This is a genomic window from Terriglobus saanensis SP1PR4 (assembly GCF_000179915.2).
Taxonomy (GTDB): domain Bacteria; phylum Acidobacteriota; class Terriglobia; order Terriglobales; family Acidobacteriaceae; genus Terriglobus; species Terriglobus saanensis.
Genome location: NC_014963.1, coordinates 3,035,881 through 3,062,385 on the forward strand (window position 1 = coordinate 3,035,881; position 26,505 = coordinate 3,062,385).

15 protein-coding genes and 2 tRNA genes are annotated in these 26,505 nt (G+C 56.2%); 10 read left to right on the forward strand and 7 right to left on the reverse strand.

Annotation, left to right across the window (positions count from 1 at the left end):
• The first annotated feature begins 329 nt into the window (after positions 1-329).
• From smc to ACIPR4_RS12450, 7 genes are all read left to right on the forward strand, one after another.
• The gene (smc, locus tag ACIPR4_RS12420; protein ID WP_013569010.1) at positions 330-4,196 is read left to right on the forward strand and encodes a chromosome segregation protein SMC; all 3,867 of its coding nucleotides are present in this window, start codon (positions 330-332) and stop codon (positions 4,194-4,196) included.
• A complete protein-coding gene (locus ACIPR4_RS12425; RefSeq protein ID WP_013569011.1) occupies positions 4,196-5,119 on the forward strand; it encodes a phosphoribosylaminoimidazolesuccinocarboxamide synthase in 924 nt (307 codons plus the stop codon). The genes smc and ACIPR4_RS12425 overlap by 1 nt, the downstream gene beginning before the upstream one ends.
• Before the next feature lie 4 nt (positions 5,120-5,123).
• On the forward strand, positions 5,124-5,663 hold the full coding sequence (locus tag ACIPR4_RS12430; RefSeq protein WP_013569012.1) for a CvpA family protein: 540 nt from the start codon (positions 5,124-5,126) through the stop codon (positions 5,661-5,663).
• A 67-nt stretch (positions 5,664-5,730) separates the two neighbouring features.
• Positions 5,731-6,018, forward strand: coding sequence for a helix-turn-helix domain-containing protein (locus tag ACIPR4_RS12435; RefSeq protein ID WP_013569013.1), 288 nt, complete (start codon positions 5,731-5,733; stop codon positions 6,016-6,018).
• Between the two features lie 123 nt (positions 6,019-6,141).
• The gene (locus ACIPR4_RS12440; protein WP_187290171.1) at positions 6,142-7,920 is read left to right on the forward strand and encodes a hypothetical protein; all 1,779 of its coding nucleotides are present in this window, start codon (positions 6,142-6,144) and stop codon (positions 7,918-7,920) included.
• Between the two features lie 50 nt (positions 7,921-7,970).
• Positions 7,971-8,045 (forward strand) — tRNA-Gly (locus ACIPR4_RS12445).
• A gap of 69 nt (positions 8,046-8,114) precedes the next feature.
• Positions 8,115-8,189, forward strand: a tRNA-Cys gene (locus tag ACIPR4_RS12450).
• A 135-nt stretch (positions 8,190-8,324) separates the two neighbouring features.
• Here the strand turns inward: ACIPR4_RS12450 and ACIPR4_RS12455 are convergent.
• Together ACIPR4_RS12455 and ACIPR4_RS12460 are read right to left on the reverse strand one after the other, a co-directional pair.
• The gene (locus tag ACIPR4_RS12455) at positions 8,325-9,680 is read right to left on the reverse strand and encodes a lipase (protein ID WP_013569015.1); all 1,356 of its coding nucleotides are present in this window, start codon (positions 9,678-9,680) and stop codon (positions 8,325-8,327) included.
• Positions 9,680-9,952: an outer membrane beta-barrel protein gene (locus ACIPR4_RS12460; RefSeq protein ID WP_041586079.1), complete on the reverse strand. Its 273-nt coding sequence runs from the start codon at positions 9,950-9,952 to the stop codon at positions 9,680-9,682. The genes ACIPR4_RS12455 and ACIPR4_RS12460 overlap by 1 nt, the downstream gene beginning before the upstream one ends.
• A 210-nt stretch (positions 9,953-10,162) precedes the next feature.
• On the opposite strand from ACIPR4_RS12460, the gene ACIPR4_RS12465 reads away from it, so the two are divergent.
• Complete coding sequence (locus ACIPR4_RS12465) at positions 10,163-11,347, forward strand: AgaS family sugar isomerase (RefSeq protein WP_013569016.1); 1,185 nt, start codon at positions 10,163-10,165, stop codon at positions 11,345-11,347.
• A gap of 43 nt (positions 11,348-11,390) precedes the next feature.
• Here ACIPR4_RS12465 and ACIPR4_RS12470 read toward each other — a convergent pair whose 3' ends face one another.
• Positions 11,391-12,752 carry a Gfo/Idh/MocA family oxidoreductase gene (locus ACIPR4_RS12470; protein WP_013569017.1) on the reverse strand — a complete coding sequence of 454 codons (1,362 nt, stop codon included), beginning with the start codon at positions 12,750-12,752 and terminating at the stop codon, positions 11,391-11,393.
• A gap of 216 nt (positions 12,753-12,968) precedes the next feature.
• Between ACIPR4_RS12470 and ACIPR4_RS12475 the strand changes: the two genes are divergently transcribed.
• Positions 12,969-14,159, forward strand: coding sequence for an acyltransferase family protein (locus tag ACIPR4_RS12475; RefSeq protein WP_041586080.1), 1,191 nt, complete (start codon positions 12,969-12,971; stop codon positions 14,157-14,159).
• Positions 14,160-14,182: 23 nt separating this feature from the next.
• Positions 14,183-15,010, forward strand: coding sequence for a DeoR/GlpR family DNA-binding transcription regulator (locus tag ACIPR4_RS12480; protein ID WP_144312421.1), 828 nt, complete (start codon positions 14,183-14,185; stop codon positions 15,008-15,010).
• A 74-nt stretch (positions 15,011-15,084) separates the two neighbouring features.
• On the opposite strand, the gene ACIPR4_RS12485 is transcribed toward ACIPR4_RS12480, so the two are convergent.
• From ACIPR4_RS12485 to ACIPR4_RS12500, 4 genes are all read right to left on the reverse strand, one after another.
• On the reverse strand, positions 15,085-18,534 hold the full coding sequence (locus ACIPR4_RS12485; RefSeq protein WP_013569020.1) for a TonB-dependent receptor: 3,450 nt from the start codon (positions 18,532-18,534) through the stop codon (positions 15,085-15,087).
• A 386-nt stretch (positions 18,535-18,920) separates the two neighbouring features.
• Complete coding sequence (locus ACIPR4_RS12490; protein ID WP_013569021.1) at positions 18,921-20,348, reverse strand: hypothetical protein; 1,428 nt, start codon at positions 20,346-20,348, stop codon at positions 18,921-18,923.
• A 16-nt stretch (positions 20,349-20,364) separates the two neighbouring features.
• Positions 20,365-24,507: a TonB-dependent receptor gene (locus tag ACIPR4_RS12495; protein ID WP_245536321.1), complete on the reverse strand. Its 4,143-nt coding sequence runs from the start codon at positions 24,505-24,507 to the stop codon at positions 20,365-20,367.
• 56 nt (positions 24,508-24,563) lie between these two features.
• A complete protein-coding gene (locus ACIPR4_RS12500; RefSeq protein ID WP_013569023.1) occupies positions 24,564-26,450 on the reverse strand; it encodes a hypothetical protein in 1,887 nt (628 codons plus the stop codon).
• Positions 26,451-26,505 lie beyond the last annotated feature (55 nt).

The following is a 26,505-nucleotide window of genomic DNA, read 5'->3' on the forward strand; positions in this document are numbered from 1 at the left end:
CTTTGTATCAGTTCGTGATGCATTCAGGTAATGATGCGGATTATAAGAATAGCGTTTGATGGGCGCAAGGGATTGATCGCCGAGCGTTTGAGGGAAATGGAAAGCTCCCGACCAAGAGTCTAAAGGACTGGAAGGTAGACCCTCAAACCACAGGAAGTGCTGCAGAACACCTACCAATGGAAATCCTACCTCCTTATCCACAACATATTGGGTTTGGATGTTGATTCCGGCCTACGCGGGCGGATAGCTTGAAAGCAGTCCCAGGCGCGGTATGGCGGCCCACAAGAGTGGTTCGTCCCGTTTTGCATGGTGTGGAGGTTCTTCGGTAGATGCTCAAGCTCAAGCGCGTTCAGATTCTCGGGTTCAAATCGTTCTGCGATCGTACGGATGTTCAGCTCTCGGGCAGCGGCATTGCCGCCGTGGTGGGACCGAACGGATGCGGCAAGTCGAACATCTCCGATGCGATTACGTGGGTGCTGGGTGAACAGAGCGCAAAGAGCCTGCGCGGCATCAAGATGGAGGACGTCATCTTTGCCGGAACGCGCGACCGGAAACCGACCGGTATGGCCGAGGTTTCGCTGACGCTGGTCGACCCTGAGGTCTACGACGGTGCAGTCCCTTCTGCGGACGACGGTCCAGAGATCGTGATGCGAGACGATGTTCCCTCGGACTGGGACGAGAGCGAAGTGCGGGCAAAGTCTGCTGCGGCGACCGAAGAAGCCGTGCAGGAGGCCCAGCCGGGCACGATAGCGGATGGCTCCGAAGAAGCTGGAAAACCTGCGGAAGAGGTTGAAGCAGACGCGGAAGCGACGCAGGGAGCTACCTCTTCGAATGTGATTTTGAAGATTCGGCGGAGAAAGTTCAACCGGACGCCGGTGCGTGCGGGAGAGATCACGGTCACGCGTCGTCTATTTCGTTCGGGCGATAGTGAATACCTTCTGAACGGGAAGATCTGCCGCCTGCGCGATATTCAGGACATCTTCATGGGCACCGGTCTGAGCGGCGAGAACTACGCCATCATCGGGCAGGAGCGCATCGGACAGTTGCTGAGTTCGAAGCCGCTGGATCGCCGTTCGATCATCGAAGAAGCTGCGGGCATTACGCGTTTCAAGACGAAGAAACGGCTTGCAGAGCTTCGTCTGGAAGCGGCGAAGCAAAACCTTGCACGCGTGGACGATATCTTTGAGGAAGTAACGCGACAGATGGCCTCGCTGAAGCGGCAGGCGTCCAAAGCGGAGCGTTACGGTGCTCTGCGAGATGAGTTGCGCACCAAACTGCGCGTCGTGCTCGCAAGTCGTATGGCGCAGATGGATGCCGACCAGGCGGCGACGGCGGAGAAGATTGCCGAGTTGAACGGGCGCATCGACACGCAGGCCGCCAGCGTGGAGACCATGGACGCGGAGCATACCGAAGGCGTACAGCGCGGCTATGCGATGGACGAGCAGATTCGCGACGCCAACCTGCGTGCAAACCAGGCAGCAGTTGACCTGGAGCGCATCGTCTCGCGTACGGGCGCAAACACGGACCGCATCAGCGATCTCGTCTCGCGCATTGCCGGAGGACAGGATGAGCTGGCGCAGATTCGTACACAGCTTGAAGGGCTGGCAGCAGAGAGCACAGGGCTGAAGAGCTTCCTTGAAACGGCGACGGCGGAAACAGCCGCCGCCCGTGCTTTGGCTCAGCAGAAACAGACCGAAGCGGGCGAGGCTGTGCGCGCGGTAAACTCCGCCGAACAGGAGGCCGAGGCTGGCCGACGGCAGACGATGCAATTGCTGCAGCGGGCTTCGCAGACGCGAAACGAAGAGGCGCAGGCCGCAGAAGCGCTGGCGGGGCTTGATCGTGAGTCGCAGAGGCTGAATGCGGAGAGCGATCAGGCGCGGCGCGAACTGGAGGCCCTTGGCCAGCAGCGCGGCCAGGTGAAGATGAGCTTCGAGTCCGTCAACGAGCGGCTGGCGCGGTTGGAACAGGAGATTGCAGAGCTTCGTCTGCAGCTGGAATCCGGGCGCAAGGAAGAGTTGGAGACGCGTCGTCGTGGTGACGGCATGCGCGCCGAAATGGCAACGCTTGTAGGACGTCGGAACTCTTTGCAATCGCTCATCCGCGACCATAGCTACTCCACCGATACGGTGAAGAAGATCTTCAGCGCGAACCAGAAGGGCTCCCCAATGGCTCCGGTGGGAACGCTGGCAGACTTCCTCGAAGTCGAAGGCCAGTACGAGACAGTAGTCGACGAGTTTCTGCGCGATGAGTTGAACTACATCGTCGTAAAGAGCTGGGATGCCGCAGATGCGGGCATGCAGATGTTGAAGGGCGACGTAGATGGACGCGCTACCTTCCTGGTGCATCCGGATGACGCACAGGCACGCGTGAACCACTCTGCCGGTATGTCCGGCAGCATGACCACGGAGATCGCTGGCGTGGTGCCGTTGAAGAACTGCATCAAGGTGCTGGATGGCTTTGGCAAGTCTCTGGAAGTCTTTCTCCCCAAGCTGCGCGAAGGATATGTTGCGCCGGACTCCGAAGTAGCGCGTTCGCTGGCACTGGAGAATCCTGAGGCGTTCTTTCTCTCTCCAAATGGCGAGACCTTCCACAACATCACCGTAACCGGCGGCAAGCAGCGCGCCGAGGGTCCTCTCGCCATCAAGCGCGAGTTGCGCGAGGTCCAGCAGAAGCTGGATGCCGTCGAGATCGAACTTTCGAAGACCGATCTTCACTCCGCCGCGTTGGCACAGCAGATTACGCAGATGCAGGCGGTGTTGGAGTCTAAAAGCGCCGAGCGTCGCGATGCCGAGCGCGAGGCCGCAAACTCCGGTGCTGCCCTGCGACAGATGGAGTCCGAAACGGCACGCATCGAACGCCGAATGCAGGACTGGGCTCTTGCGAGCGAGCGCAATCGCGATGCGCGCGGTGCGAAAGAAGAGTTGAAGGCGCGCAAAGGCGAAGAGGCCGAGCGGATCGACGGCGAGCGCTCTGCGCTGGAAGAGCGCATCAGCGGCATCATGCAGGGCGCTGCTGAGTTGCGCGAGCGCCGCGAAGAGCTGCAACAGGCAGCGGCTGCGGCTTCTGCCGCGCTGGCAGGCCTGGAAGAGCGCCGTCGCAATGCGTCTGCGAACTTTGAACAGAACGATCGACTTCGCAATAACCAGCAACAGCGGTTGATGCAGGTGGAGCAGCAGTTGGCAGCGGCAGCGGCGGAGAAGACTCGCCGCGAAGAGGAAAACGTCTCGCTGGCGATGCAACTGACGGAGCTGACCGGCGTAAGGGAAGAGATGTCGGGCGAAGGCAAGAAGTTAAGCGAAGAGGCTTCCGCTCTGCGGGCATCGCTTGCCGAGCTTGATGGCCGTCTGCGTGCCCTGCGTACGGAGACAGAGGCCTTGCGCGAACAGCGGAGCCAGTTGACGGCCAAAGCTGCGCGACTGGCTACCGAGATCGAGCATCTCGATGCCGCTTCCATCAACGACCTGGGCATCGAGTCTGCGGAACTTCGCGCGGATGAGACGATCATTCGCATCGAGGCGGAGCATCTCGTTGAATCGGAAGAAGAGACGCGTTCGCTCAAGCAAAAGCTTGAAGCCATGGGCCCCGTGAACATGATGGCCTTGGAAGAGTTTGCCGAAGCCTCCGGGCGGCATAGCTTCCTGGAAGGGCAGCGCAAGGACCTGCTGGATTCGATCGAGAATACGCAGATGTCCATCAAGGAAATTGACGAGATCTCGAAGCTGAAATTCGATGAAGCGTTTGCTCTGATCAACACGAATTTTGCTGAGACGTTCACTAAGCTCTTTGGCGGCGGACAGGCGTATATGAAGCTGACGGACGAGGCGAACTCGGCGGAGAGCGGCATCGACCTGGTAGCTTCGCCGCCGGGCAAGAAGCCGCAGAACGTGCTGCTGCTTTCGGGTGGTGAGAAGGCGCTGACTGCTCTTTCTCTTCTGGTCGGTATCTTCCAGTTCCAGCCGAGTCCCTTCTGCGTGCTGGACGAAGTGGATGCTCCGCTGGATGAAGCCAACGTGGTGCGCTTCTCCAGGCTGATTCATGACATGAGCCGGGAGACGCAGTTCATCGTCATCACCCATCACAAGCGGACGATGACCGAAGCAGACGTGATCTACGGCGTCACCATGCAGGAACCGGGCGTGTCGAAGATCGTTTCCGTGAACATCAATCGCGCCGAACCACGGCGTGCGGTCGCCTAGTGGCTACACTCCTCCATCCCGATCTTTCTCCCCGTAAGCCGTGGCTCACGGGCAAGGTGCGCGATCTCTACGAGGTTGGCGAAGACCATCTTCTTTTTGTTGCCAGCGACCGAATCTCAGCCTTCGATCACGTCCTTGGAAGCGGTGTGCCGGACAAAGGCAAGGTGCTCACACAGATCTCGCTCTTCTGGTTTGAACATCTGCGTGCTCTCGTACCAAACCACCTGATCACGGCGAAGGTCGCAGAGTATCCCGAAGACCTTCGCCAATACGCGGACCAGCTCGAAGGCCGGTCCATGCTGGTGAAGCGAGCGAAGATGTTTCCCGTGGAGTGCGTGGCTCGTGGGTATCTCTCCGGCTCCGGATGGAAGGATTACCAGGAGACGGGTACCGTCTGCGGCATTTCCCTGCCTTCCGGCCTGCGGGAGAGCGAAGAACTTCCGGAGCCGATCTTTACCCCTGCGGCTAAGAACCACTCCGGCCATGACGAAAATATTGGCTTCGATGCCGTGGTCGCCGCGCTCGGCGGGGAGACAGCTGAAGCTCTGCGGACGCTAACGCTGGATATCTACAGGGCGGCTTCGCAGCATGCGCGCACCAAGGGCCTGCTGCTGGCGGATACGAAGTTTGAGTTTGGCCTGATCGAAGACGCGAGCGGCACACCCCGTATTACCCTTGCGGACGAGGTGCTAACGCCAGACTCCTCGCGCTACTGGCCGATCGACGGATACGCTCCCGGAGGCGCGCAACCCTCGTTCGACAAGCAGTTTGTACGCGACTATCTGGAAAGCATTCGCTGGAACAAACAGGAGCCTGCACCCTCGCTGCCGGATGATGTGGTGGAGCGCACACGGGAGAAGTATCTGGCGGCATTTCACATGCTGACGGACAAGTCCGCTCTGGATTCACCCCAGGGGCCCTAAAGCGATGCAGACGTTCCTGCACCACCTGAACGTGCTCGACTGGATTTTTTTGGGTGCGCTATTAACTTCTGTGGTCATGGGGTTTCTCCGAGGCCTGGTTCGATCCTTATGCTCACTGGCAGGCATAGTCGTTGGCATTGTGCTGGCGGGGTGGTATGCGCAGAAGTTGAGTCTTCCGCTGGGGCGATGGATTACACCTCCGCTGGCGGCGCAGGTGGTGGCTTTTCTTGCGATTTCGCTGGGAACCATGCTGCTTTTCGCGCTGGCGGGACGGATTATTCGAGGGACGATGCAAGTCGTTGGTCTTGGCTTTGCAGACCGCTGTGCGGGCGCGCTGTTCGGGCTTCTGCGGGGTTATCTGGTGGTGGCGGCGACGCTGCTCCCCCTTGCCGGATATCTGCCACAAACAGACCTGGCGAAAAGATCTTTCTTACTTCCAAGTTTCCTTGAGGGCGCTCATGAGATATCCTTCGTCTTGCCACGCAACTTTATGGACCGCATTGCTGGAAGCCTCCTGCGCCTAAGACAGGAGAACCATCGATAAGACCCGCCAAAGTGTAGAGGTATACTGGCACCCCGGTGCGATGATCTGAATTTTGAGGTGAGTCCGAGTGAAGCGCGAGTTGGATAACCTGGTTTCTCATATGTACGCCACCGGCATGAGCTATACGGACGCGGTCCGCGAGTTCAAACGTCGCTATCTCCTTGAAGTGCTTGCGCGCCATCGCGGCAACCAGTGCAAAGCCGCCGAAGAACTGGGCATGCACCGCAATACGCTGAGCCGCACTCTGACCGAGTTGCATCTGGACTCCGCTGAGATCCGCAACGGTATGAAGCGGCCTTCGCGCAGTGAACGGCCTGACCGAGCACGAATTCAGCCGATTTCTATTGCACGATAAGTCTCGAGCGCCGTCTAATCCACAGGTATGACGATGGATTCTCCTTCGATGCGCAGATGCGCGTGCCGCTTTGTGCACGCGATTTGCTGTGTCTGCTTGTGCGGTACGGCGGTGTTTTCGCCTGTGCTGCGGGCCCGGGCGGACACGACGAAGGAAGCGTCCCAGAAAGTTTCCGCAAAAGACGCCAACGCTGCGGAAGCCGTTTACATGGACGGCGCCAAGCGATTTAAAGCGGGAGACTTTGCCGAAGCAGAGAAGCTTTTTGCACGCGCGGCGCAGCTGAATCCGCAACATAACGAATATGTGCTGGGCCTTACGACCGCACGTCAGCGAAGGGCCGCGCAGCTGGTGCAGCAGGCGGCACTCGAAAGGCAAAGGGGACACGATCAGCAGGCGAATTCCCTGCTGTCACAGGCGCGCGTCCTGAGCCCCGACGATCCACTGGTGCAGCAGCACTTTGCCAGCGCGCCTGCGGAGACACCGGGACTCTTGCATGAAGTGCTCGCGGGAGAGATCGTTCTGCAGCCGTTGGCGGCGCGGCAGACCTTCCACCTTCGTTCCGATACGCGAAGCATCCTGCAACAGGTTGCACAAAAGTACGGTCTGCGCGTGAGCTATGACGCCGGGGTCACCTCCAAGCCCATTCGTCTCGATCTTGAGGACGTGACCTACGACCAGGCGATGCCGATCGTCCTCATGATGACGAAGCTGATGGCGATTCCCCTCGATGAGAAAACCATTCTGGTCGCAGAGGACACGCCGGGAAACCGGGAGCGGTTGGAGCGGCAAATGGAGGAGATGGTCTCTCTCCCCGGGTTGACCACCGAGCAGCTCAACGATATCGGCAATATCGTTCGAAATATCTTCGACGTGAAACAGGCCACGGTCCAACCGCATGCCGGGACTCTAGTGTTGCGTGCGTCAGCGGAAAAACTCAATGCCATCAACCGCACTCTGGAAGACCTGATTGATGGCGGAAGTGAAGTACTGCTTCGATTGAGACTCTACTCCGTCAGCAAAAACAAGTCACAGGACACAGGCCTGACTCCGCCGCAGTCCTTGACGGCTTTCAGTCCGGCGGGTGCAGCCTCCAGTTTGATCTCGGCAAACCAGACCCTGGCAGACCAGATTGTGGCCTCCGGTGCGCTGGGTACCAATCCATCGCAGATCGCCATTGCGTTGGCCCTGATTGCTTCGGGAGTCAGCAGCAATCTGCTCACCGGCTCGTTTCTGAAGGTCGGAGGAGGCTTGTCTACGGTTATTCTTTCCACCGCAAATTCTCCAACGCTCAACCTTACGCTTTCGAGCTCCGATTCGCGTTCCCTGGATGACGTTCAACTTCGGCTCAGCGACCGTGAGACCGGCACCTTCCGCAGCGGTTCCCGCTTCCCGATCGTGACGTCAACCTATTCCAGCGGAATATCTACCGCTGCGGGATCCAGTACCGCCGCAGCTCTGCTGTCCCAGTTCCTGGGCAGTTCGGCCAGTAGCGTTGTCGTGCCGCAGATCCAGTATGAAGACCTCGGCCTGACGCTCAAGGCCACGCCGCACATGCAGCGGAGTGGCGACGTTTCGGTGCATCTTGAGTTGAAGATCGAAGCGTTGAGCGGACAAGCGCAAAATGATATCCCGATTCTTGCAAACCAACTGGTCACTTCGGACCTCACCTTACGCGCAGGAGAGACGGCGATGATTATGGGGCTGCTCACGCGAAGCCAGTCCAAGGCCATCTCCGGCATCCCCGGCTTGAGCGACCTTCCCGGCTTTCAAAGCATCACCGACAACACTGGAAATAAAATGGAAGACGAGATGGTCCTGTTGTTAACGCCCGTTGTGGTGCGTCGCGGACATATCAATCTTGCTGGCCCGTACATTCCTTTCCAGATCCATGCGACGAACTAAGCCCTCGCGTTGACCTATGCCTCAACGGTCGATATACTTACAAATGTTGAGCGGGAGTAGCTCAGTGGTAGAGTGCTTCCTTGCCAAGGAAGATGTCGCGGGTTCAAATCCCGTCTCCCGCTCCAATTTGATTCCTTTTCCTGAAGACCTTTCCGGAAAGGTCGAGTCCAGCCCGTAGCTTGGGCACCCAGGGTGGCGCGGTACCCAAGTGGTAAGGGAGAGGTCTGCAAAACCTTTATGCGTCGGTTCGATCCCGACCCGCGCCTCCATACTTCCCAACAACTGACAACGAAGACCGTTATCAAGTTGATTGCGAATCGCAGTGCATTTCTTTTGAATGCAGATCGATGCCAACACTCGGACGCGCTCACCGTTTATACGAACGTTGCAGTGCTTGCTTAAACTCACCACAGAAAATCAACGATGGGCAGCTCTTTGGAGAAGTCCTCCGAGGGGCGCGCCCAAATCGTTTCGTTGCGGAGAGTGACTTGCGTGAGCTTGCCCGAGATCGCCGGAACTTTGGCAACAAAGGAGTCCAAAAGGGGCAATCCGCTTGGTTCGTCGGTGGAAAGCTTTCCGTCGATTTGAACCGCGTCGCGCTCGCGTGAGAAGTACCCTTGCGGTCGAGCTATCAGGATCTGGCTTATCTGTGCTGCAGAACCGGATTCCGCTGTACGAGGTACGGGCATAAAGCGCAGGTTGAGTAGCGTAGTGGAGCGAGGAAGCGGTGCCTTGTAGAAGTGAACATGGCGTCCCTGGTACTCGAGGTCGAAGTCATATTCCTGGACCGAAGCAGCCTGAAAGGAGCCCCACCTGCCATCCTCTTTTGTTGTGGTTTCATAAGCAGGAGTAGAACTCTCGATGCCTTTTGCCGTATCGATGGGATAGATGCTGAGGTGCGCCCCGCTCACCGGAAGATTGGTAAATGCGCCATTCTCAAAGCCCGTGATAAGACCGGAGAGGGTGGGATTGTCTTCGGGCGTAACAGACCTGCGCTGAGGAGATGTTCCGGTGATGAATTTGTACATCTCCGCAAAAGCCGTGGGATAGAAGGCGAGTTCCCGATGGTCGAGATTGGGAAGCATAACATTGCTGGCTCCACGCAATGCGGGACCTTCGAATGTGACGCCTGTCGCCATCTGTGGAGTACCGAAAGCGATGCCCGTCGGCTGAGCGTATTTATCGAGCTTATCGCTTCGGAGCGTCATCATCCTGACGCCGGAGACAACTTCCGAACCATCGGAAGAGGGGCTGTTGAGAGCCGTAAGGAAGTTGCCCTTTCCGTTGAACTCCCCACCCTGATTCTTGTCTGTGGCCAGAACGCCGTGGTTCGGGGTTCCGGAGAGTAAGGCATAAGCTACATTCGCACTGCCACCATGAAGAAGGTAATTACGAATGGTAAGGCCACCGCGACTGCTACCGACGAGGGCGACCTTGCGAGCGTGGGTCTGGATGAGTACACGGGTGACAAACGCACTGAGCTCGGCAGCTTCATCCGTTGTGGAAGAGCGATTGATCTCATCCCGCGAATCGTCTGCACGGGAGTTGGGATGAGGAAAACGAACAGCGAAGAGTTTGTCGGCAGGATAGCCGTTGCTCTCAAAAAGCCAGATGATGCCGATCCATTTTGCGGAGTCATCCCCATTGCCATGGACGAAGATGACAGGAACGGCGGTATTGGGCTGCGACCGAGCCTGGAGCACCATGGCCCCCAGAAAAAGGGCCATGACGAGTTTCCATCCGATGCGTTCGAGTGTCATTAGAACTGCACCTTGAGAGCAAACTGAAGTTGACGTGGAGGATAAGTACTCGTGATTACGTCAAAGGTGGAGTTCGAGACGTTTCCATCCGGCACAGTAAAGTTGGAGTGATTCAAGGTTAAGACCTCACTGCGGAAGAGTACCCGGAACTTTTCAGTGATGGCAAAGTTTTTAGAGATTCCAAGGTCGGCCTGATAGTAAGGTGGCGTCGAGACCTTGGCAATGTTGAGATATTCTGCGGGGTCCGTGTCCCCTTCGGCAATACAGGCCAACCCGGTCACGTTGGGGCGATAGTTATTCCAGGCTTCAGTGCAGCTTCTGCTCTGCCATCAAAATCTGGAGACTATTTGAGTTGTTGAGTACATCAACTACAGCTCAAACAAGTTGTCACATCGGGTTGCGTTTCTAGCCTGCCTTAATGTTACTATTTTTTTTGTTTGATTTCATTTACTTTCTCTTTAGTCTGTTGGAGGTCGCATTTCGTGGGTGCCTTGACCAGTTTGCTTGAACTACCCATCGCCGAGCAGGAACTACGGGGACTGACGTTCACACCGCAAGAGATCGCTCAACAGCCGGAGACCTGGCGCAGGACTGCGCAGCTCTTCGAATCGGAGCAGGAGAAATTAGTAGCCTTCCTCGAACGTGCCGGAGTCGTCGGCCCACTCGAAAAGCGCCCGGTCGTTATGCTGATCGGCGCAGGCACATCCGACTACATCGGCGAATCACTCGCTCCCCTTCTTCGGAAGCGTTGGGGCTGTGAAACATCGGCGGTCGCAAGTACCAGCCTGCTTCCCAGTCTCTCCGAGTACGTCGTACCGGGACGTCGCTATCTCTGGATATCTTTTTCTCGCTCCGGCGACTCTCCTGAAGGCGTCAACGTATTGGAACAGGCGCTGGAGATGTACCCCGAGATCTCGCATCTTGTCGTAACCTGCAATCCTCATTCGCGCATGGCCGCCCTTGCGGCCAACCAACCTCATGCCTGCACGGCAGTCCTCGACGACGCGGTGAACGATCGCAGTCTTGCCATGACAAGTTCTTTCACCAACATGGTCATCTTTGGGCAATGCCTCGCCCACGCCCGGAGCTTCGCCGAGTACCAACCGATCCTCGAAGGCATGATCGCCTCCGCAAAGAGGTTCATTGCCGATTCCGCCGATCTCTCAAAGGCCATCGCGGAGCACGGAACCCAGCGTATCTGCATGATCGGTTCTGGCTCTCTTGCTGCTGTTGCGCAGGAAGCTTCTTTGAAGGTTCTTGAGATGTCTGGAGGCCACATCAAGACGATGTCGCAGACCTCTCTTGGACTTCGCCACGGCCCCATGGCCGCGCTCGACAGCGACACCGACCTGATCTGCTTCCTCTCTTCGGAACGCACACGTGTTCGCTATGAGATCGACCTTCTCCGCGAGATCCGAGCCAAGAAAATCACCGCGACCTGCATTGTCGTTGGCCTGAAATCAAGTGAGGCTGAGGCCCTGCCCTTCTGCGACATTTACCACGCAATCGACGGGTCGTTCCCCGATGCCTATCGCCCGCCTGTGGACGTGATCTTCGGACAGCTTCTTGGGCTCTACTCGTCAATCTCTCTTGGTCTCCGACCGGATGCACCAAGCCCCGCAGGCGTGATTAACCGCGTCGTAAGCGACTTCACCATCTATCGCTAACCCGGTGGCTGGCGTACTTCCTTCGCGTACGCCAGTTCCAGATCTAGACCTGCGTGGCGATCGCCGAAACCTTCCGCTGCTTCCACTTGCCTCGAGTAAAGTCGGGAAACTCCACGGGCGCGCTGCCGTGGCTGACTGAAGCAACGCTGAGCGGAGCTACGGAAGACCAGGCAGCAGTGTCATAGACATCGATGTCCGGCGGCAAGCCTTCGCGTACGCACTGCAGCAAACGGTAAAGCATGATGTAGTCCATGCCGCCGTGACCGCCAAGCTTCTGCGCGATCTCCCCTTCGGTCTTCCAAAGCGGATGCTGATACTCCTTCCACTTATCGATCGGCTCCCACGACTCATCGGAGTTCTGTCCGTCGAGATAGATGCGCGGAGGATAGTCCTGAAAAACGCCCTTCGTTCCGGCGATCAAGTTGATCCTGTCATAGGGATGAGGGTTCGCCACCGCGTGCTTCACGGTGATCGTCAGACCGTTCACCGTCTTGATCATGGAAGTGTTCATATCGCCGGTGACGTACTTCTCCGCCATGCGCGGATCGTCTGCCTTCAAATGTTCTTTGCGGTAGGCGTCCAGACCGCGTTGCGGCGTGCTCATCGAAACGATGTACCCGAAGCGATCGCCGCGTTGGATCCCCATATAGTTCGCTACCGGTCCTAGCCCGTGGGTTGGATAGATATTGCCGTCGCGTTTGAGGTGCTCGGCACGCCGCCACAGACCCTCACCTGCTGTTGAGAACAGCTCTTCGCGCAAGTCGTGAAGGTAAGCTCCCTCTCCGTACAGCAGCTCGCCAAACTTCCCTGCATGCACCATCCGCAGGATGAGCGTCTCGTTGTATCCGTAACAACAGTTCTCCAGCATCATGCAGTGCTTGCGTGTCTCTTCCGACGTCTTCACGATCTTCCAGCAATCTTCGATTGTTGTAACCCCAGGCACTTCGAGGGCGACATCTTTGCCATGCTTCATGCCGAAGATCGCCATCTCCGTATGCCAGACCCACGGAGTCGCAATCACAACCAGGTCTACATCCTGCCTGCTAAGCATCTTCTCAAAATCGTGCGGACCGTCTGTATAGAGCTCCGGCTTCTTCTGCCCTGCCGCTACCACGAGAGAAGCCGCGTGCTCGGCCTTCTCCTTCACAAGATCGCAGAGACCCACCATCTGCGCATCGGCGGCGAGCAGGTTCTGGAGCAGGTTCGTGCCTCGACCTCCAGTCCCGATCAAGACCACGCGCGGGTCTTTCTTTTGAAAAGGCACGTCGATCATCGTTGCCGACCCGGACGCTTCGGCATGCGCAAGGCTTCCCAGGTTTGCGGCAACGGCAGTCGCCGCACTCATCTGCATAAAGCGCCGCCTGCTCCACGACGCAAAACTTATTTCCTTATCGTCGAAGTTCATCGACTCTCCTTAGCCCGCCTAAGTCACATTCATCACAAGATGTCGTCGTCAACGAATCTTTTGGATGAGCTTATTGGATGAATCGAAACCTGTCAAAACAATAAATGCCATCATCGAAAGAATTTGAAAGCTAACGAAGGATTCACCATGCTAGAATCGGCGCACACTACGACAGAAGACATTCAAGTCGTAGCCACACTGCTTGGGAGATCCTTCATGGGCACATCCGTAGCCGTTCCGCCGCAACGCAACGTTGCAGTCGATGCCTATCGCGGCTTAGTCATGCTGCTCATGATGGGCGAAGTCATGCAGTTTGAAGTCGTGGCCCGCTCTTTCCCGAGCAGTACCATCTGGCGCATACTCTCCTTTAATCAAAGCCACGTGCAGTGGGTCGGCATGGGTCTCCACGATATGATCCAGCCGTCCTTCACCTTTCTGGTGGGCGTCGCTCTTCCCTACTCGCTACGCAGTCGTCAGAAAAAGGGTCAGAGCTTCCAGAAGATCGTCGGCCACACCATCTGGCGAAGCTTTCTTCTTGTCGCCCTGGGTATCTTTCTGAGGTCCATCCACAGCCCCATGACGAACTATACGTTCGAAGATACGCTCACGCAGATCGGTCTTGGGTATACCTTTGCCGTCCTCCTCACCTTTGTTCGACCGCGCTGGCAATGGACAGCCTTCGGTACACTCTTATTCTTTTACTGGCTCGCCTGGGCGCTCTATCCCGCGCCCGGCCCCAACTTCCCTTATGCTTCCGTTGGAGTTCCGGACGCCTGGCACCAGCATCTTCTTCATGGCTTCGCCTCGCACTGGAATAAGAACAGCAATCTTGGACAGGCCTTCGATGTCTGGTTCCTTAATCTGTTTCCCCGCCCGGATCGCTTCCTTTTCAATGAAGGTGGCTATCTGACGCTCAGTTTTATCCCCACGCTCGCCACCATGCTTCTTGGACTGGCTGCAGGACGTTGGTTTATCGCGAGCACACCGGTCATTCCAATTCGCAAATTCCTTATCGCCGCTGTGCTTCTCCTGAGCGGGGGACTTTTGTTGCACTTTACCGGTATCTGTCCCATCGTTAAACGAATCTGGACGCCTGCCTGGACGCTCTGGAGCGGCGGTGTCTGCTTTCTCTTTCTCGCAGCCTTCTCCTGGTTTGTAGACATCAAGAAAAACACACGGATTGCCTATCCTCTTGTTGTAGTGGGAATGAACTCCATCGCCGCTTACCTGATGGCCCACCTCTTCGAAGATTTCATCCTAAGCAGCTTCCGTATTAACTTGGGCATGCGTGTCCTGAACGTCTTTGGCACAGCGTTGGAGCCGGTCTTTATAGGTGCACTCACGCTCGCGATCTATTGGCTTATACTGCACTGGATGTTCCGGAACAAGATTTTCCTTCGCATTTGACCACGGGCAAAAGATTGGGCGAGATGAAGAAAGAAGTAGCCAAGAGACATCTCAACGAAACACGTATAGAAGAACCCTTGCAAGAAGGCATGATGGCCGAAGAGCGGCGCATGCAGATCCTACAGATCCTCCGGTCGGAAGGCCGGGCCAAGGTCAACGAACTCGCCCAGCGCTTCAACACCTCCGCCGTAACTATTCGTAGTGACCTCAATGAACTAGATCAGCGCGGCCTGGTGCAGCGCTCACACGGTGGTGCGGTCATTCAGGACACCGTCTTCCGCGAGTCGCCAGTCCACGAGCGAATCAAGAGTCAATCTAAAGAGAAGCAGCGCATTGGTGCAATGGCTGCTACCCTCGTTCGCGAGGGAGAGACCATCATCCTCGATTCAGGTACGACTGCTCTTGAGGTCGCTCGCAATCTAAAAAATATTCCCATGATTCAGGTCATCACCAATGGCGTGAACATTGCAGCGGAACTGCTCAACTCTCGCAACACGCAGATCATCATGATGGGTGGCACCGTCCGTAACGACTCTGCCTCGATCGTCGGCCGTTCCACCGAAGACATGCTGGAGCAGTTCTCTGCCGACAAGCTCTTCCTCTGCGGCGCTGGCTGCGATCCCGACTTCGGTGTGAGCGGCACAAACCTCGAGGAGACCATGGCGAACCGCGCCATGCTCCGCGCTGCACGCGAGATCATTGTTGTTGCCGATGCCAGCAAATTCAGTAAGCGCAGTATGTCTCTAATCGCCTCCTTCTCAGAAGTCGACATCGTCATCAGCGATGTAAGCATGCTGCCAGAGGTGCAGGAGAGAATCCGTTCCTTCGGCTGCAAACTGATTCTGGTGTAATTCCAGAAAGTAAGTTACGTGTAAAGAAAGAGACCGCAGTGGTGGATCACCACTGCGGTCTTTTTTTGTCCCTCTTAGTAATAGAACTTCAACCCGATCTGAATGAGCCGCGGGTCGCGAGCGGCAGTCACCACTCCGAAGTTTGTTGAACCGAACGTCGTCGCATTGTTGGAGTTCTGCGGCCCGGGTGCGGCAAAGAGGAAGTTCGGATGGTTGAGCGCGTTGTAAAACTCTCCGCGCAATTCAAAACGCCTTGCCTCGCTGAGCGGGACCGTCTTCAAGATGGAGATGTCCCAGTTTTTATTTCCTGGCCCATTTACCGAATTCATAGATACGTTGCCATACGATCCAAGCGCGGGGTCTTGGAAGGCGCATGTGTTGAAGAATGTGCCAGGAAGACAGGGCTTGTCTGACGACTTTTGTCCCGGCACAAAGTCTGGTCTCTGCTGTCCGTCGGAGTTCGCAAAGTTTGCATTGGAGTCAGTTACGGTAAACCATGTGCCCGAAGACAGCGTTGCAATTCCGGATAACTGCCAGTTGCCAATCGCGTAATTGAGTACGGGGCCCGCACTACCCGCAAAAGCCTTTCCCTTACCAATAGGAAGGTCCCAGGAATAACCTGTCGTAAACCGATGCCGATTATCAAAGTCCAGGTTTCCGTACTCACTGAGCAGTCGTTCATTGCGGAAGGAATCATTGTTCTGCGCACCCAGGTTCGCGTTCGAAGAATTTCCAAGAGCGTGGCTGTAGGTGTAGTTCACAATCGCTGCCACACCGTGGCTCAGATGCTGCTCCAGCTTCACCTGAGCGGAGTTGTAGTTTGAGAATCCGTTCGAACGCAGCCAACCGATCGAGGTATCAAGCGTCGGGAAAGGTCGGCGCGGCGCGGAAGCAGCGGAAGAATCCGCTGTAGGCGAGGCCTGATTCAAATTGCCAAACGTATATTGGTGCGTTCCCTTCGACCCCACGTAGGCAACTTCCACCGTGGTGTGCGACGTGAGTTCATGCTGTACGGTCACGTGCCACTGCGCCACGTAAGGCGTCTTCAAATTGTCCTCGGAAAATAGATTCGGCGTATTGGGATCGCTGAGAGCATTGGACGGGAATCCATTCGCAAGTGTACGAAGTCCAGGAACCGAACAGTCCAGCACCGCGGCATACGACGCCAGGCTACAAGGTGCTACAAAGTTTTGCGAGGCAAAGTAAGGGGGATTGAAGCCCGGACTTGGATTGCTGTAAGGCCCGCTCTCTTCCCCGTTGAAGAAGAGCCCCGAAGCCGCGCGCAATACCCAACCTTTCTTGAATTGATAGGCAAGACCGAAGCGGGGAGAGACGTTTGTGTAGATCGGCGGAATCAAACCGTTCGATGCGGTTCGATTCACGGTTAAGAGACTTGCAAGCGTTGGCGTGAGCACAGCATTGTTGCTCTTAGGAATATCAAGCTGCCCTGTGATGGGATTGAAGTTCGCCTGAGAGTTATGCCGTTCGAGGATAGCAGAAAAGATGTCGTAGCGAATACCTACATTGAGCGTCAAACTGGGCGTGACGCGCCAATCATCCTGCAGAAACAAGCCATAAACTTTACGGTTGTAGTCAACATTATTGATGTTGTTAATGCCACCGCCATCAGGCTGCCCTGTGAGCAGAGTTGCAAAACCGCTTCCGCCGGTTCCCTGGCTGGCCGGGTTATCCGTAAACTGTGTTCCAAAGTTGAGTGTGCCACGTGGAGCAGCGGGCTGGAAGATCGTGAATTCTTCAGGGCGGTACTCGCCACCAAACTTGATGCTGTGACTATGCACAATCAACGTGAACGTATCCGAAAGAGAATAAGTGTTCTGGATCTCGTTCGACGGGAGATAAGTGGGGCTGCCCAGGGTGGCTACATCGTTGAAGAACATCTGCGGCAGACCACCGTTATCCGTACCCGCTTGATATGGCACACCCGGAAATCCGATCTGTCCGGAAACGTCCGTGCCGGAGTTGAACTGGAAACGATTCGTATGCAGGCGGTTATAGCCCACACGAATCTCGTTCACGCGGGTCGGTGAAAAGACATGCGTTTCGCTCACAGCAATCGAATAGGCCCGGTTATCCCCAACGCCGCTGAAGAAGCCGCCGCCATCGGCCAGCCCGGGAAACGTCGCCGGAATCGTGGATGGAGCACGGCTCATACTGAACCGATAAAAGATATTGTCGCTATGCGTCAGAACCTGATCTACGCGGACATCGCCCTGGTTTGCGTTGCGAGTCAGCTTAGGATTCGACACATAGTTATAGCCCGCCCCGTTTGCGTTCGGCGCTGGATAAAGAGCCGCCAACTTCGCGCCCAGCGTATCGATGGCCGTTGTCGGAATGACATTGGAGGGTGTCCCATCCGCGTTATAGCCAAAGGGCACGCCGCAATACCCAGTGGGGCTGGTCGCAGAAGCCTGTGTGTTCTTCGTGTCGAAGAGTTCGCCGTTGTACGTCACATTGCCGTTACAGTCCGAAACGCCAGTGGGCGCGGTGAGATCCAGCTGACTGGTAAAATCTCCTGACCGTTGCGCAGCGGTTGGAATAAGCGCCGTATAGGTCTGCCCTTGTGACAACCTCAGGCCTTCATAATCCGCAAACAGGAAGAGCTTGTCGTGCAGGATGGGCAAGCCGATCGTCGCACCGAACTGGTTCTGGTGATAGGAAGGCAACGTCTGATCGAAGTAGTTCCGCGCGTCAAATGCCTGATTGCGCAAGAACTCATAGACCACTCCATGGATATGGTTCGTACCGCTTTTGGTCGTTGCGTTGATCACAGCGCCCGTAGCACGGCCGAACTCCGCGGAGTAGGAGTCCGTTTCAAAGCGAAACTCCTGAAGAGCATCCACCGACGGCATCACGACATAGTTCGCTTCATTCAAAAGATCGGGAAGATTGGAGTTGTTATCGATGCCATCAAGCAGGAAGTTGTTCTGCAAAGAACGCGCTCCATTGGCGCTGAAACCGTATCCGCCTTCATCACGAGCTCCGGGCTCGCTGACCGTCACACCAGCCGACAGCTGTGCCAGTTGCACAGGATTTCTCCCATTCAGCGGAAGCGTCTGCATCGTGCGGCTATCGATCAGCTGGCTACGCTCTGAGGTCGCCGTCTCCAGAACCGGTGCGGTGTCCGTCACTTCCACAACGGAACTTACTTCCCCGGTCTGGAGTACAAGGTCAAACTGTTGCCGCTGCTGAACGCTGAGATTGAACGGACCAGCGACCGCCTGGCTGAACCCAGCCGCGCTTACGGTCAACTTATAGGTACCAATATGCACCGGACTGATCGTCCACTCACCATTCGGTGCGCTCTTTGCGTGATACACAAAGTTCGTTTCGGTACTGGTCACAGTAATGTCCGCCATCGGCACCGTCGCACCCGTCTTATCGGTGACGCGGCCTGCAACGGTGGCGGTATCAATTTGCGCTCGTAAGGTGCCCGCGAAGGCGCAAAGGGAAAGGAGAACAAACGCAATGAAACGGCTTTTCTTCAAATTCCTTCGGATGCGCATACAGGTTTCCCTTCAGGCTTCGTGAACTTTCATTTGATTACGTATTGTTGTGAATATTCATCTATTCTTATTTTCTTGTCAATATAAAAAGAAGACTGATCAGCGAAAATGCGTCCGCGCCATCTGTGGAGAATCGATGGCGCGCGGTCCAAAAGGCTATGGAGAGCCGATCGCATGTAAGGGAAAGTGCAGAAGGCGCGAATCTTGTGGCTTCAGTACTGCCGTGAGCGGAGAGACCGCTGTAGCACCGGAGAACTTACGATGTTGCCAATCGCGAAGCTTCGGTGAAGGTGCGATCCCGGCTGACGTTTGCGCCCGCTGGGACCACACGATAAGCATGCACCGGTTCTAAGAGGTTGAACTTTCCGATGCCCTTCAAAGCCACATTAGTTCGACTGTAGGAGATAGATCGCCCACGGCTGGGTGGAATCGACTCCAAGAAGGAAAAGAGCGAATTTTCCCTTGAGTTGACCGGCAATGGCGACCGCCGAGAACATATTGGACGCGCCTGTCGGATTCGCGGCGTAGCTCGCGGGAAGCCAAACTTTAGCATTAGTAAACAGACCATTGGAGTCTTGGTTGCCAAGATCGATCGCAAGATCGCAGTTACCAAATCCATCCGTAGAGGTCGAGGGATCACCTTGATTGAAATCGCTCCCGTAGATCAATGACGTGCTTGTATTTGTGCCGGATGTGACTGCGCCACAGGTCGAGGGCACACTGGAGAATCCAAAGGAGGCCAGATGGGATGACCAACCCTTCAATGTGCTTTGTGCAAAGGTGCCTCCTCCGTAGATGAAGCCGAGATACTGTGCACTAACAAGCGCATTCGTGTCGAGCGCGCTCGATGGCTTCGGAAGGCCCACAGCGCCGGTACCAGCGCCCAGAACATTTTGGTATTGACCCGCATTTGACCCCGTGAGCACCACTCCGTTGTCTTCCACCAGCAATCCCGTGGAACCAATTCCGAACGTGGCCTGCGGCGGGACTGACTGTCCGGCTGCTCCTCCAGGATTCTTGATCACTAACTCCCCTGGAACGGTAATCGTGTTCCCATAAACGGTCGGTCCACAGACCCCAGACGGAATCATTGAAGCGGAGGCAAGTTTCGTTCCACCTGTAGAAGGGAGCATGTACTGGTTAATGTTCTTGAAGGTGACAGCGCTACCTTTGAAACTGATGTCCACGCTGCCGTATGCTGTCTCAGTCGTCGGACTCCATGTACCGCCTTGTGGCGCGCCGGAAGTATTTAATGCTCCGGGAATCGTGATGAATTGGTAGGGCTGGTCGTCTGTGAGATTGAGGCACTGAACTGCAGCGACCAATGGAGCGACAGGCTGGCCCGGAAGCTGCACCAGACCTCCGGACTGCCCAGCTAACTCTATGGCGAAGCCTTGTTTCGACGAGTTTGGGGCAACGGCTACAAAGCCACTTCCGGGAGTCGTGCCTGGAATATAGTTCGCCGTGATACTTATATCCAGAAGACCTCTCTTCGCTGCGCTCAAGTTCCCAGCATTGATGACCTGAGGGCCTTGCTGAGGTGGCGCGATGTTGAAAGTGGATTGCGAAATCTTGCCTGCAGCATCGTCAAGAGCATAGATCCCCGAACCATTGAGAATACCGCCGTCATTATTGGTGCCGGTCACGAACGGTGCAAAATAGGTTTGTGGCCCTGCCTGAACCGTTGGTGTCGCGGCGGAGTCGGGGCCTGCACCGCATCCTGCCACACAGAACAGAAGGCCGACCAGGCTGAGCGAAGCGATCTTTCCCATGGACCTTTGAAACGGCGATCGCGCCGACACAAACTGCTGCATGACGTTCTCCTTCATGTTAGAAACTACCCTTCAGACCGAACTGCAGAATGCGCGGGTCGTGCGCGTCCACCGGATGCAGGAACGAATTTCCCGCGAGACAGCTGGACGCCCCGGCGGAGTAGAAATCCACCTGAGAGCCATAGCAGTTGATGACGTTATTCCCCGTGTTGCCAGGATGGGACGCATCCGTGATCCGGAATTGCGTGTGATTGAAGACGTTGTAGGCCTCAGCACGAAACTCGATGTCCACACGTTCCTGGAATGGCTTGAAGTGTTTGAAGAGTGACATATTGAAGTTGGTACGCGAAGGATTGTGCAGGTAGTTGCGTCCAGAGTTGCCGAAGGTAAGACCTCGCGGTGCAGTGAACGCCCCGGGATTAAGGAGCAGCGGTCCGACATTATTTGAGTTCTGCGCAACAAAGGGTTTGCCGACGCGTGCGCTGCCGAGAATGTCAGCGTAGGAGCCGACACCCAGGGCGTCGCCGACTCCCGCGTTGTCGGCTGCACCAGTGCCGTCTGCACCGCCACCATTGATCACACTGAAGGGCGTTCCAGTCTGCCAGGTGGTGATGCCACTGAGTTGCCAGCCACCAAGCACTGTCTTCCAGACTGGTGCCAGTTCCCAGGGGGTCGCGCTGTTGGGAGTCGGCTTCTCCTCGTCGTCAGAGTCACTTCCGCTTCCCACAAGGTTGGCGAAGCCCTGAAGCAAACGCAGCAGAGGAAGATCGTAGATGTAGTTGATGTTCAGTAGATGACGTTGATCGAAGTCCGAACTGGCGTGGTTGGAGTGGATGTCGAGCGAATTGGCGAAATTTGCGGTCGAACGATCGGACGAGTCATCCAGAGAGTGGCTATAGGTATAAGCAAGACCGATGGTCAGTGAACCTGTGGTCTGGCGAAGTGTTCCTTGAAGCGCATGGTAAGTGGAATCGGCTACGTTTTCGACAGAGATGATATTGCTGAAACCCGGATAGGGACGCACAGCATCCGCGCTAATACCGAGCTTGACCGGCGGAGTCCTTTGGAAGTTTGCGAATCCAGGATTTCCGGTGCAAGCAACAAACATGTTGACATAACCCGGAGAGGATGGACCGATGCCTTGAGAACTCGGTACGGTGATTCCTGAGCCGGGACTTGCAGAATTCAAACCAGCCACAGAGAAGGGTGTGCCGGTGGTTCCACTCTGGCAGACGCTGGAGGTGATCGGTTGGCCCGCAGCGAATGGGTTCAGACCGTCACTGAGCGGCTGTAGCTGGTTGAGGTCACGGACCGCCGTCAGATGCGTTCCTCTGGTTCCCACATAAGCAATTTGGGCCACCATCGCCCTATGCACCTCGTGCTGCACGCTCAGGCTCCACTGTTGCACATAGGAATACACGGCCTTCGTCGGAATCGAAGTGACATTGAGAGGAAAGGTTGCGCCTCCTGCTGGCCCGGCGGTCGTCCCGCATTGCGCCGTGCCACCCTGACAGGAAAAGCCAATCAGGTTATAGGCACTGTTTCCATTGAGATTCACATTGCCCGTGAGGTTCGATTGGGTTTCGCTCAGGATCAGCGGAGCGCTGCCGATCAGCGAGCCTGTATTCGCTTCGTACCCTGTGCCATGTTCCCAGAAAAGGCCATAGCCAACACGGATGGCAGTCTTTCCATCCCCCTTTGGGTCCCAGGATATTCCGACACGCGGTGCGGGATGAAAGAGCTTATTCGACATACAGCTGTCAGGTATGCCATTCGCGCCGCACTGCACTAGGCCGTTGGTGATCTTGGAATTGAGGGAACTGAGACTGTAAGGTCCGACGCGACTCAAGGAAACAGGTGAGCCTGTTCCCTTATCCACGAGATAACCGTTATTAGGATCGATATAAATCGAGGAACCAAGCGACTGGCTGAAGGCCTCCGGCCGCCAGTTATAGCCGGTATTTTTTGGGTTGTACCAGGCGCCAAAGAGACTGGCACGAAGACCAGCATTGATCGTCAACCGCGAATGCACACGCCAGTCGTCCTGCAGATAGAAGTCGGCGACCTTGTACCGTGTGTAGTACTTCGCCTGGCCGCTATCCTGGGTGTAACTCTTGATCGCTCCTTGTGTGACGGCGGGGGTGCCATTGTTTGAAAACCCTGAACCTGCGAGAAAATCAGCAAATGCATTTCCGGTGGTGTGGATGGACTGCTGATTGCTGAAGGTAAGCAGACCCTGCAGGTCTCCGGAGTTCGCCCCGGTGACCGCACTCAGTTCGTTCTGCTGAACAAAGGTTCCTTCAAAGCCAAACTGCAGATTGTGCTTGCGAACCACTTTGCTGACGTCGTCGCGCAGATTAAACGTCGGGTTCGATTGGCTCCACGGTGCGTAACCTGTGTCCGCAGCAAAACCATGCCCGCCGTATGCGCCATTGTTCCCTTGAAAGGCCAGCCCAGGCAGTTTATTTCCGCCGAAGCCATTATTGAAGATAAAACCCATGGGGCATTGCGTGAGAGTGGAAGGCGTGTAGTTCCCTCCCGGCGCAGAGACCTGTGTGCAAGGATCGCCCAGGATAGCGGGCCGATTGAGCGACGCCACCCCCACTCCCGGCTGCGGCGCGAGTGTAATGTGTTCTACCTCGTAACTGCCAGAGAGCAGGTTGGTGATGCCATGCGGCAGAGTTTGAGCCAGACTCAGCACCATGTTCAGACCCGGTCCGTTGAGTTGGTTCTCGACGGTTGGAAAGCTGTTCTGGACGACGCCCCATTGCGGCGCGAGCGTCACCGTATCCCATGAATCATGGACATAGCGGAAGTACACTCGCTCATTCGCAGTGAGGTTGTGGTCAATACGGAATAGTTCTTCACGCCAATGCGTCGCCGGAGAGACTGCGGCAACATAGCAATGCGGCAGAGGAGAAGGATTCGTAGAGTTGCAGCCCCGACTGGAGTTAGGCGCGGGAATCAGGCCGGAGTTGAGCAGCGCCGCGCTGGTGTAATTCAACCCTACACTTCTTCCGACTGCGGGTCGTCCATCCGGCAGGTAAGGCCCCTGCGGACAATCCGGAAAGTCAGACGGATTGAAAGAGTCGCTGCCCCCTGGAACAAGCGTGGGACAAACGTCCGAAAAGTTTCCTGCCCGCTCGGCTAAGGTCGGCACAGCCTGGTTGTAATCCACGGGTGTCTTCTCGCGACGAACCTCTTCAGAGAAGAAGAAAAATGTCTTCGACTTACTGTTGTTGTAGAGGTGGGGGATGAAGAGTGGACCACCGATCGTGCCACCAAAATCGAGCCTTCGATACAGCGGCGTGCGATAGGTCAGCTTTCCTTCGAAGCCCAGAGGAGTGGGATTGGGCTGATCAAAAAAATTCCTTGCGTTGAACATCTCATTACGAATAAAACCGTAAACATTCCCGTGAAACTTATCGGTGCCGGATTTTGTTGTGACCAGAACACTCCCGGAAGCGCTCTTTCCGTAGAGAGCGCTGTAGTCTGCAGTGAGCACCTTCATGTCCTGGATGGCATCGATACTGGGATAGACCATCAGAGGTTCGCCCTGTCCACGACTGGCATTGATACTCGTGTTGAGTACGTCGCTGCCATCTACCGAGAAGGTGTTGTACTCAACACGTCCACCGTTCACGCTGAACTTTGCGCTTCCCGCAACACCGACCTTCGCCTCGTCCTGTCCAGTCTGATTACTCACGCCGGGAGCCATGTTGACCAGCTGGGAGAAGTTGCGGCCGTTCAGACCGTAGCCTGTGATCTCTTTCTGACCCAGGATCGTCGAGATGGAAGCATTCGTCGTCTGCACAGTGGTCATGCCAGCTTCATTGACCTCAACCTCGGTCTTCACTCCTCCCACTGACAGCGGGGCATTAAAGACAACACTTTGTCCCGCAGTAAGCGTGATCACCTCACTCGAGCGCCGACTGAATCCATCTGCCTCCACGATGATCTGATAGTGTCCAGCAGGAAGCGAAAGAACGGAATACGCACCTGCCGCATCCGTCTTCGCTTCTCGCTTCACCAGAGTTTCCTGGTTGACGATCTGAACGCTCGCGCCGGGGATTGCACCTCCGTCATTGTCGGTGACCTGGCCGGAAAAGCGTCCGTTGGCGCTTTGTCCGAAAAGCGACGAGCCGCACAACAAGGCGACAAATGCCACGAGGTACAGTAATCGAGAAAATAATCGAAGCATATACGGCCTTGACTCCTGGCTCTGGTTGGTACTTCGCATGTCGTTCATCCGTCCTTCTAGCGCGGCAAGTAGTAACGGAAGGAGGTGAACCACATGTTGTCGATGGCCTTGGGAGAACCGGGTATACCGTTTTGCGGATCTCCGATTCCCTGCCAGGTATGTTTCACCGCATAGGAGTATTGAATGCCCTGCTGGAACGAACCGCGCGTGCCCTTGTAGAAGCGGAACCAATAGCCAAGGGTGCCTTCCTGAATGTTGCGGGTGTCGGCGTTACAGTTCACCGCTGTGCCGGTCACATTGCCACCACCGTTCGGCGAAGAGACGGGCAGCACCTCGGTGTAGCAACCAGAGACGTTATTTGTTGGGGCACCGTAACCGGCCAAGATCGGTTGGCCGAGAGAGGGTCCTACTGTGGTATCCACAAAGCCAGTGGCATACCAGGCGCGTTTTGCATACTCGCCACCGTAGTAGGCATACAGATCGAGGCGCGGTGTGGCATGCCATTCGACAGAGCCCAGCGCGGAACCGCCCGCGAGCAATTCGAGTGAGCCATCCGGATGAGCAGTCGTGTCCGGCAACGTCGCCGTACTGTAGCGTCCGAGGCCATTGCCGACAAGTGCGTGAGCGCCGACTTCTAGCCTCTTTCCAAACAGCCAGACACGAGCATTCGAGCCAATGCCTCCTCCTTCCGTCTTCGAAGTGAACGCACCTAAAGCGGAAGGCGTAGGCGGTTGTGGAGCACCGGTCGGCGCAGGTCCATTCGGGAAAACACGATCACGGAAGAAGCGTCCGATGCCGAGGATCTCGAAGTGCCCCCAGTTGGTTTCATAGGCGGCTTTGGCCAGCAGATCGGGAGCGTAGTTGAAGCTATAGTTCGATGTCGGATTGAACAGGCCGCCTGCATTGCCGGTTCCCTGATAGGCGATGGTAGGAAGATTGTGGCCGCCAATATCAAGCGTCTGCGCGGATTCGAGAGCGCCGCCAATCCAGAACTTCTTCCCCACCTGCTTTACGACACGGAAGCCATACTGCCGCTCCCACGTGAAGCCGACGTTGTACTGCGCGTCGATCGTCAGCGGCACGGCTTCCGAAAGATTGGTCAGCCCCTCTTTATTTTCGGTGGCCAAGGACCACATCTGGCCACCTGTCAGCGTCCACCCGCTATTCAGCTGTATCTGTGCCCACGCCTGACGAAGACGCAACGCATAGCTGTTGCTCTGGTTATCGTTAGAAGTGGTCCCGGCCGAAAGAAAGTCCGCCTCCAGATATCCACGTAACGTTGCCGAAGGCAGCTTACCTTCAGCCAACAGAGTTAAACGGGACTGTCGCCCACTCCCATTGAACTCTGACAGAACGCCTGCGGTCTGGCCGGAGAATGGAATGCTTGAAAATGCGGTGTTGACGTCTCCACCGATCGCACGCTGACGATTGACTGTCTCAGCCGCAAAAAATCCGCCCGGTGTAAGATCCACTCCTTTGAAGTGAATCGTCTCGGGATGCTCCAGTTTCTTCGTCGCCTGCTGGGTGGTCTCTACCTTTGTGGCGAGAGAAGAGGAGGTCGTCTTCAACTCTTCTACCTCGGTTCGCAGCTGGGTTACAGCAGGACCTTCGGGACTACTTGCTTGCTTGGCCTCTATGGCTACGGCCTGTGCATCCGTTGCGGTTTTGTGTGTAGCGTCGATCTCTGCGTCGCGCATCGCCATGCGCTTCTGCAGTGCATCAAACTTCTGCTGCAACTCGTCATACTTCTCACTCAGTTGATCGAGCTTCTCAAACTTCTCATTGAGCTGCTCCAACAGAATCTGTTCCTGAGTCTTCTGCTTCGATTTTGTGGATTTCGTCCTGGTCGACTTTGCGGACGGTGGATTGGTAGCGTCCTGCGCCTGTGTGGCCAAGCATGTTGTCAGAAGCGCCACGGCCGCTAACTTTCTCAACGTCTGCATCAGTCTTCTCCTTGGGGCTTGTTTCTTAGCAATGGATGAAAAGGGCTCTTGCTGA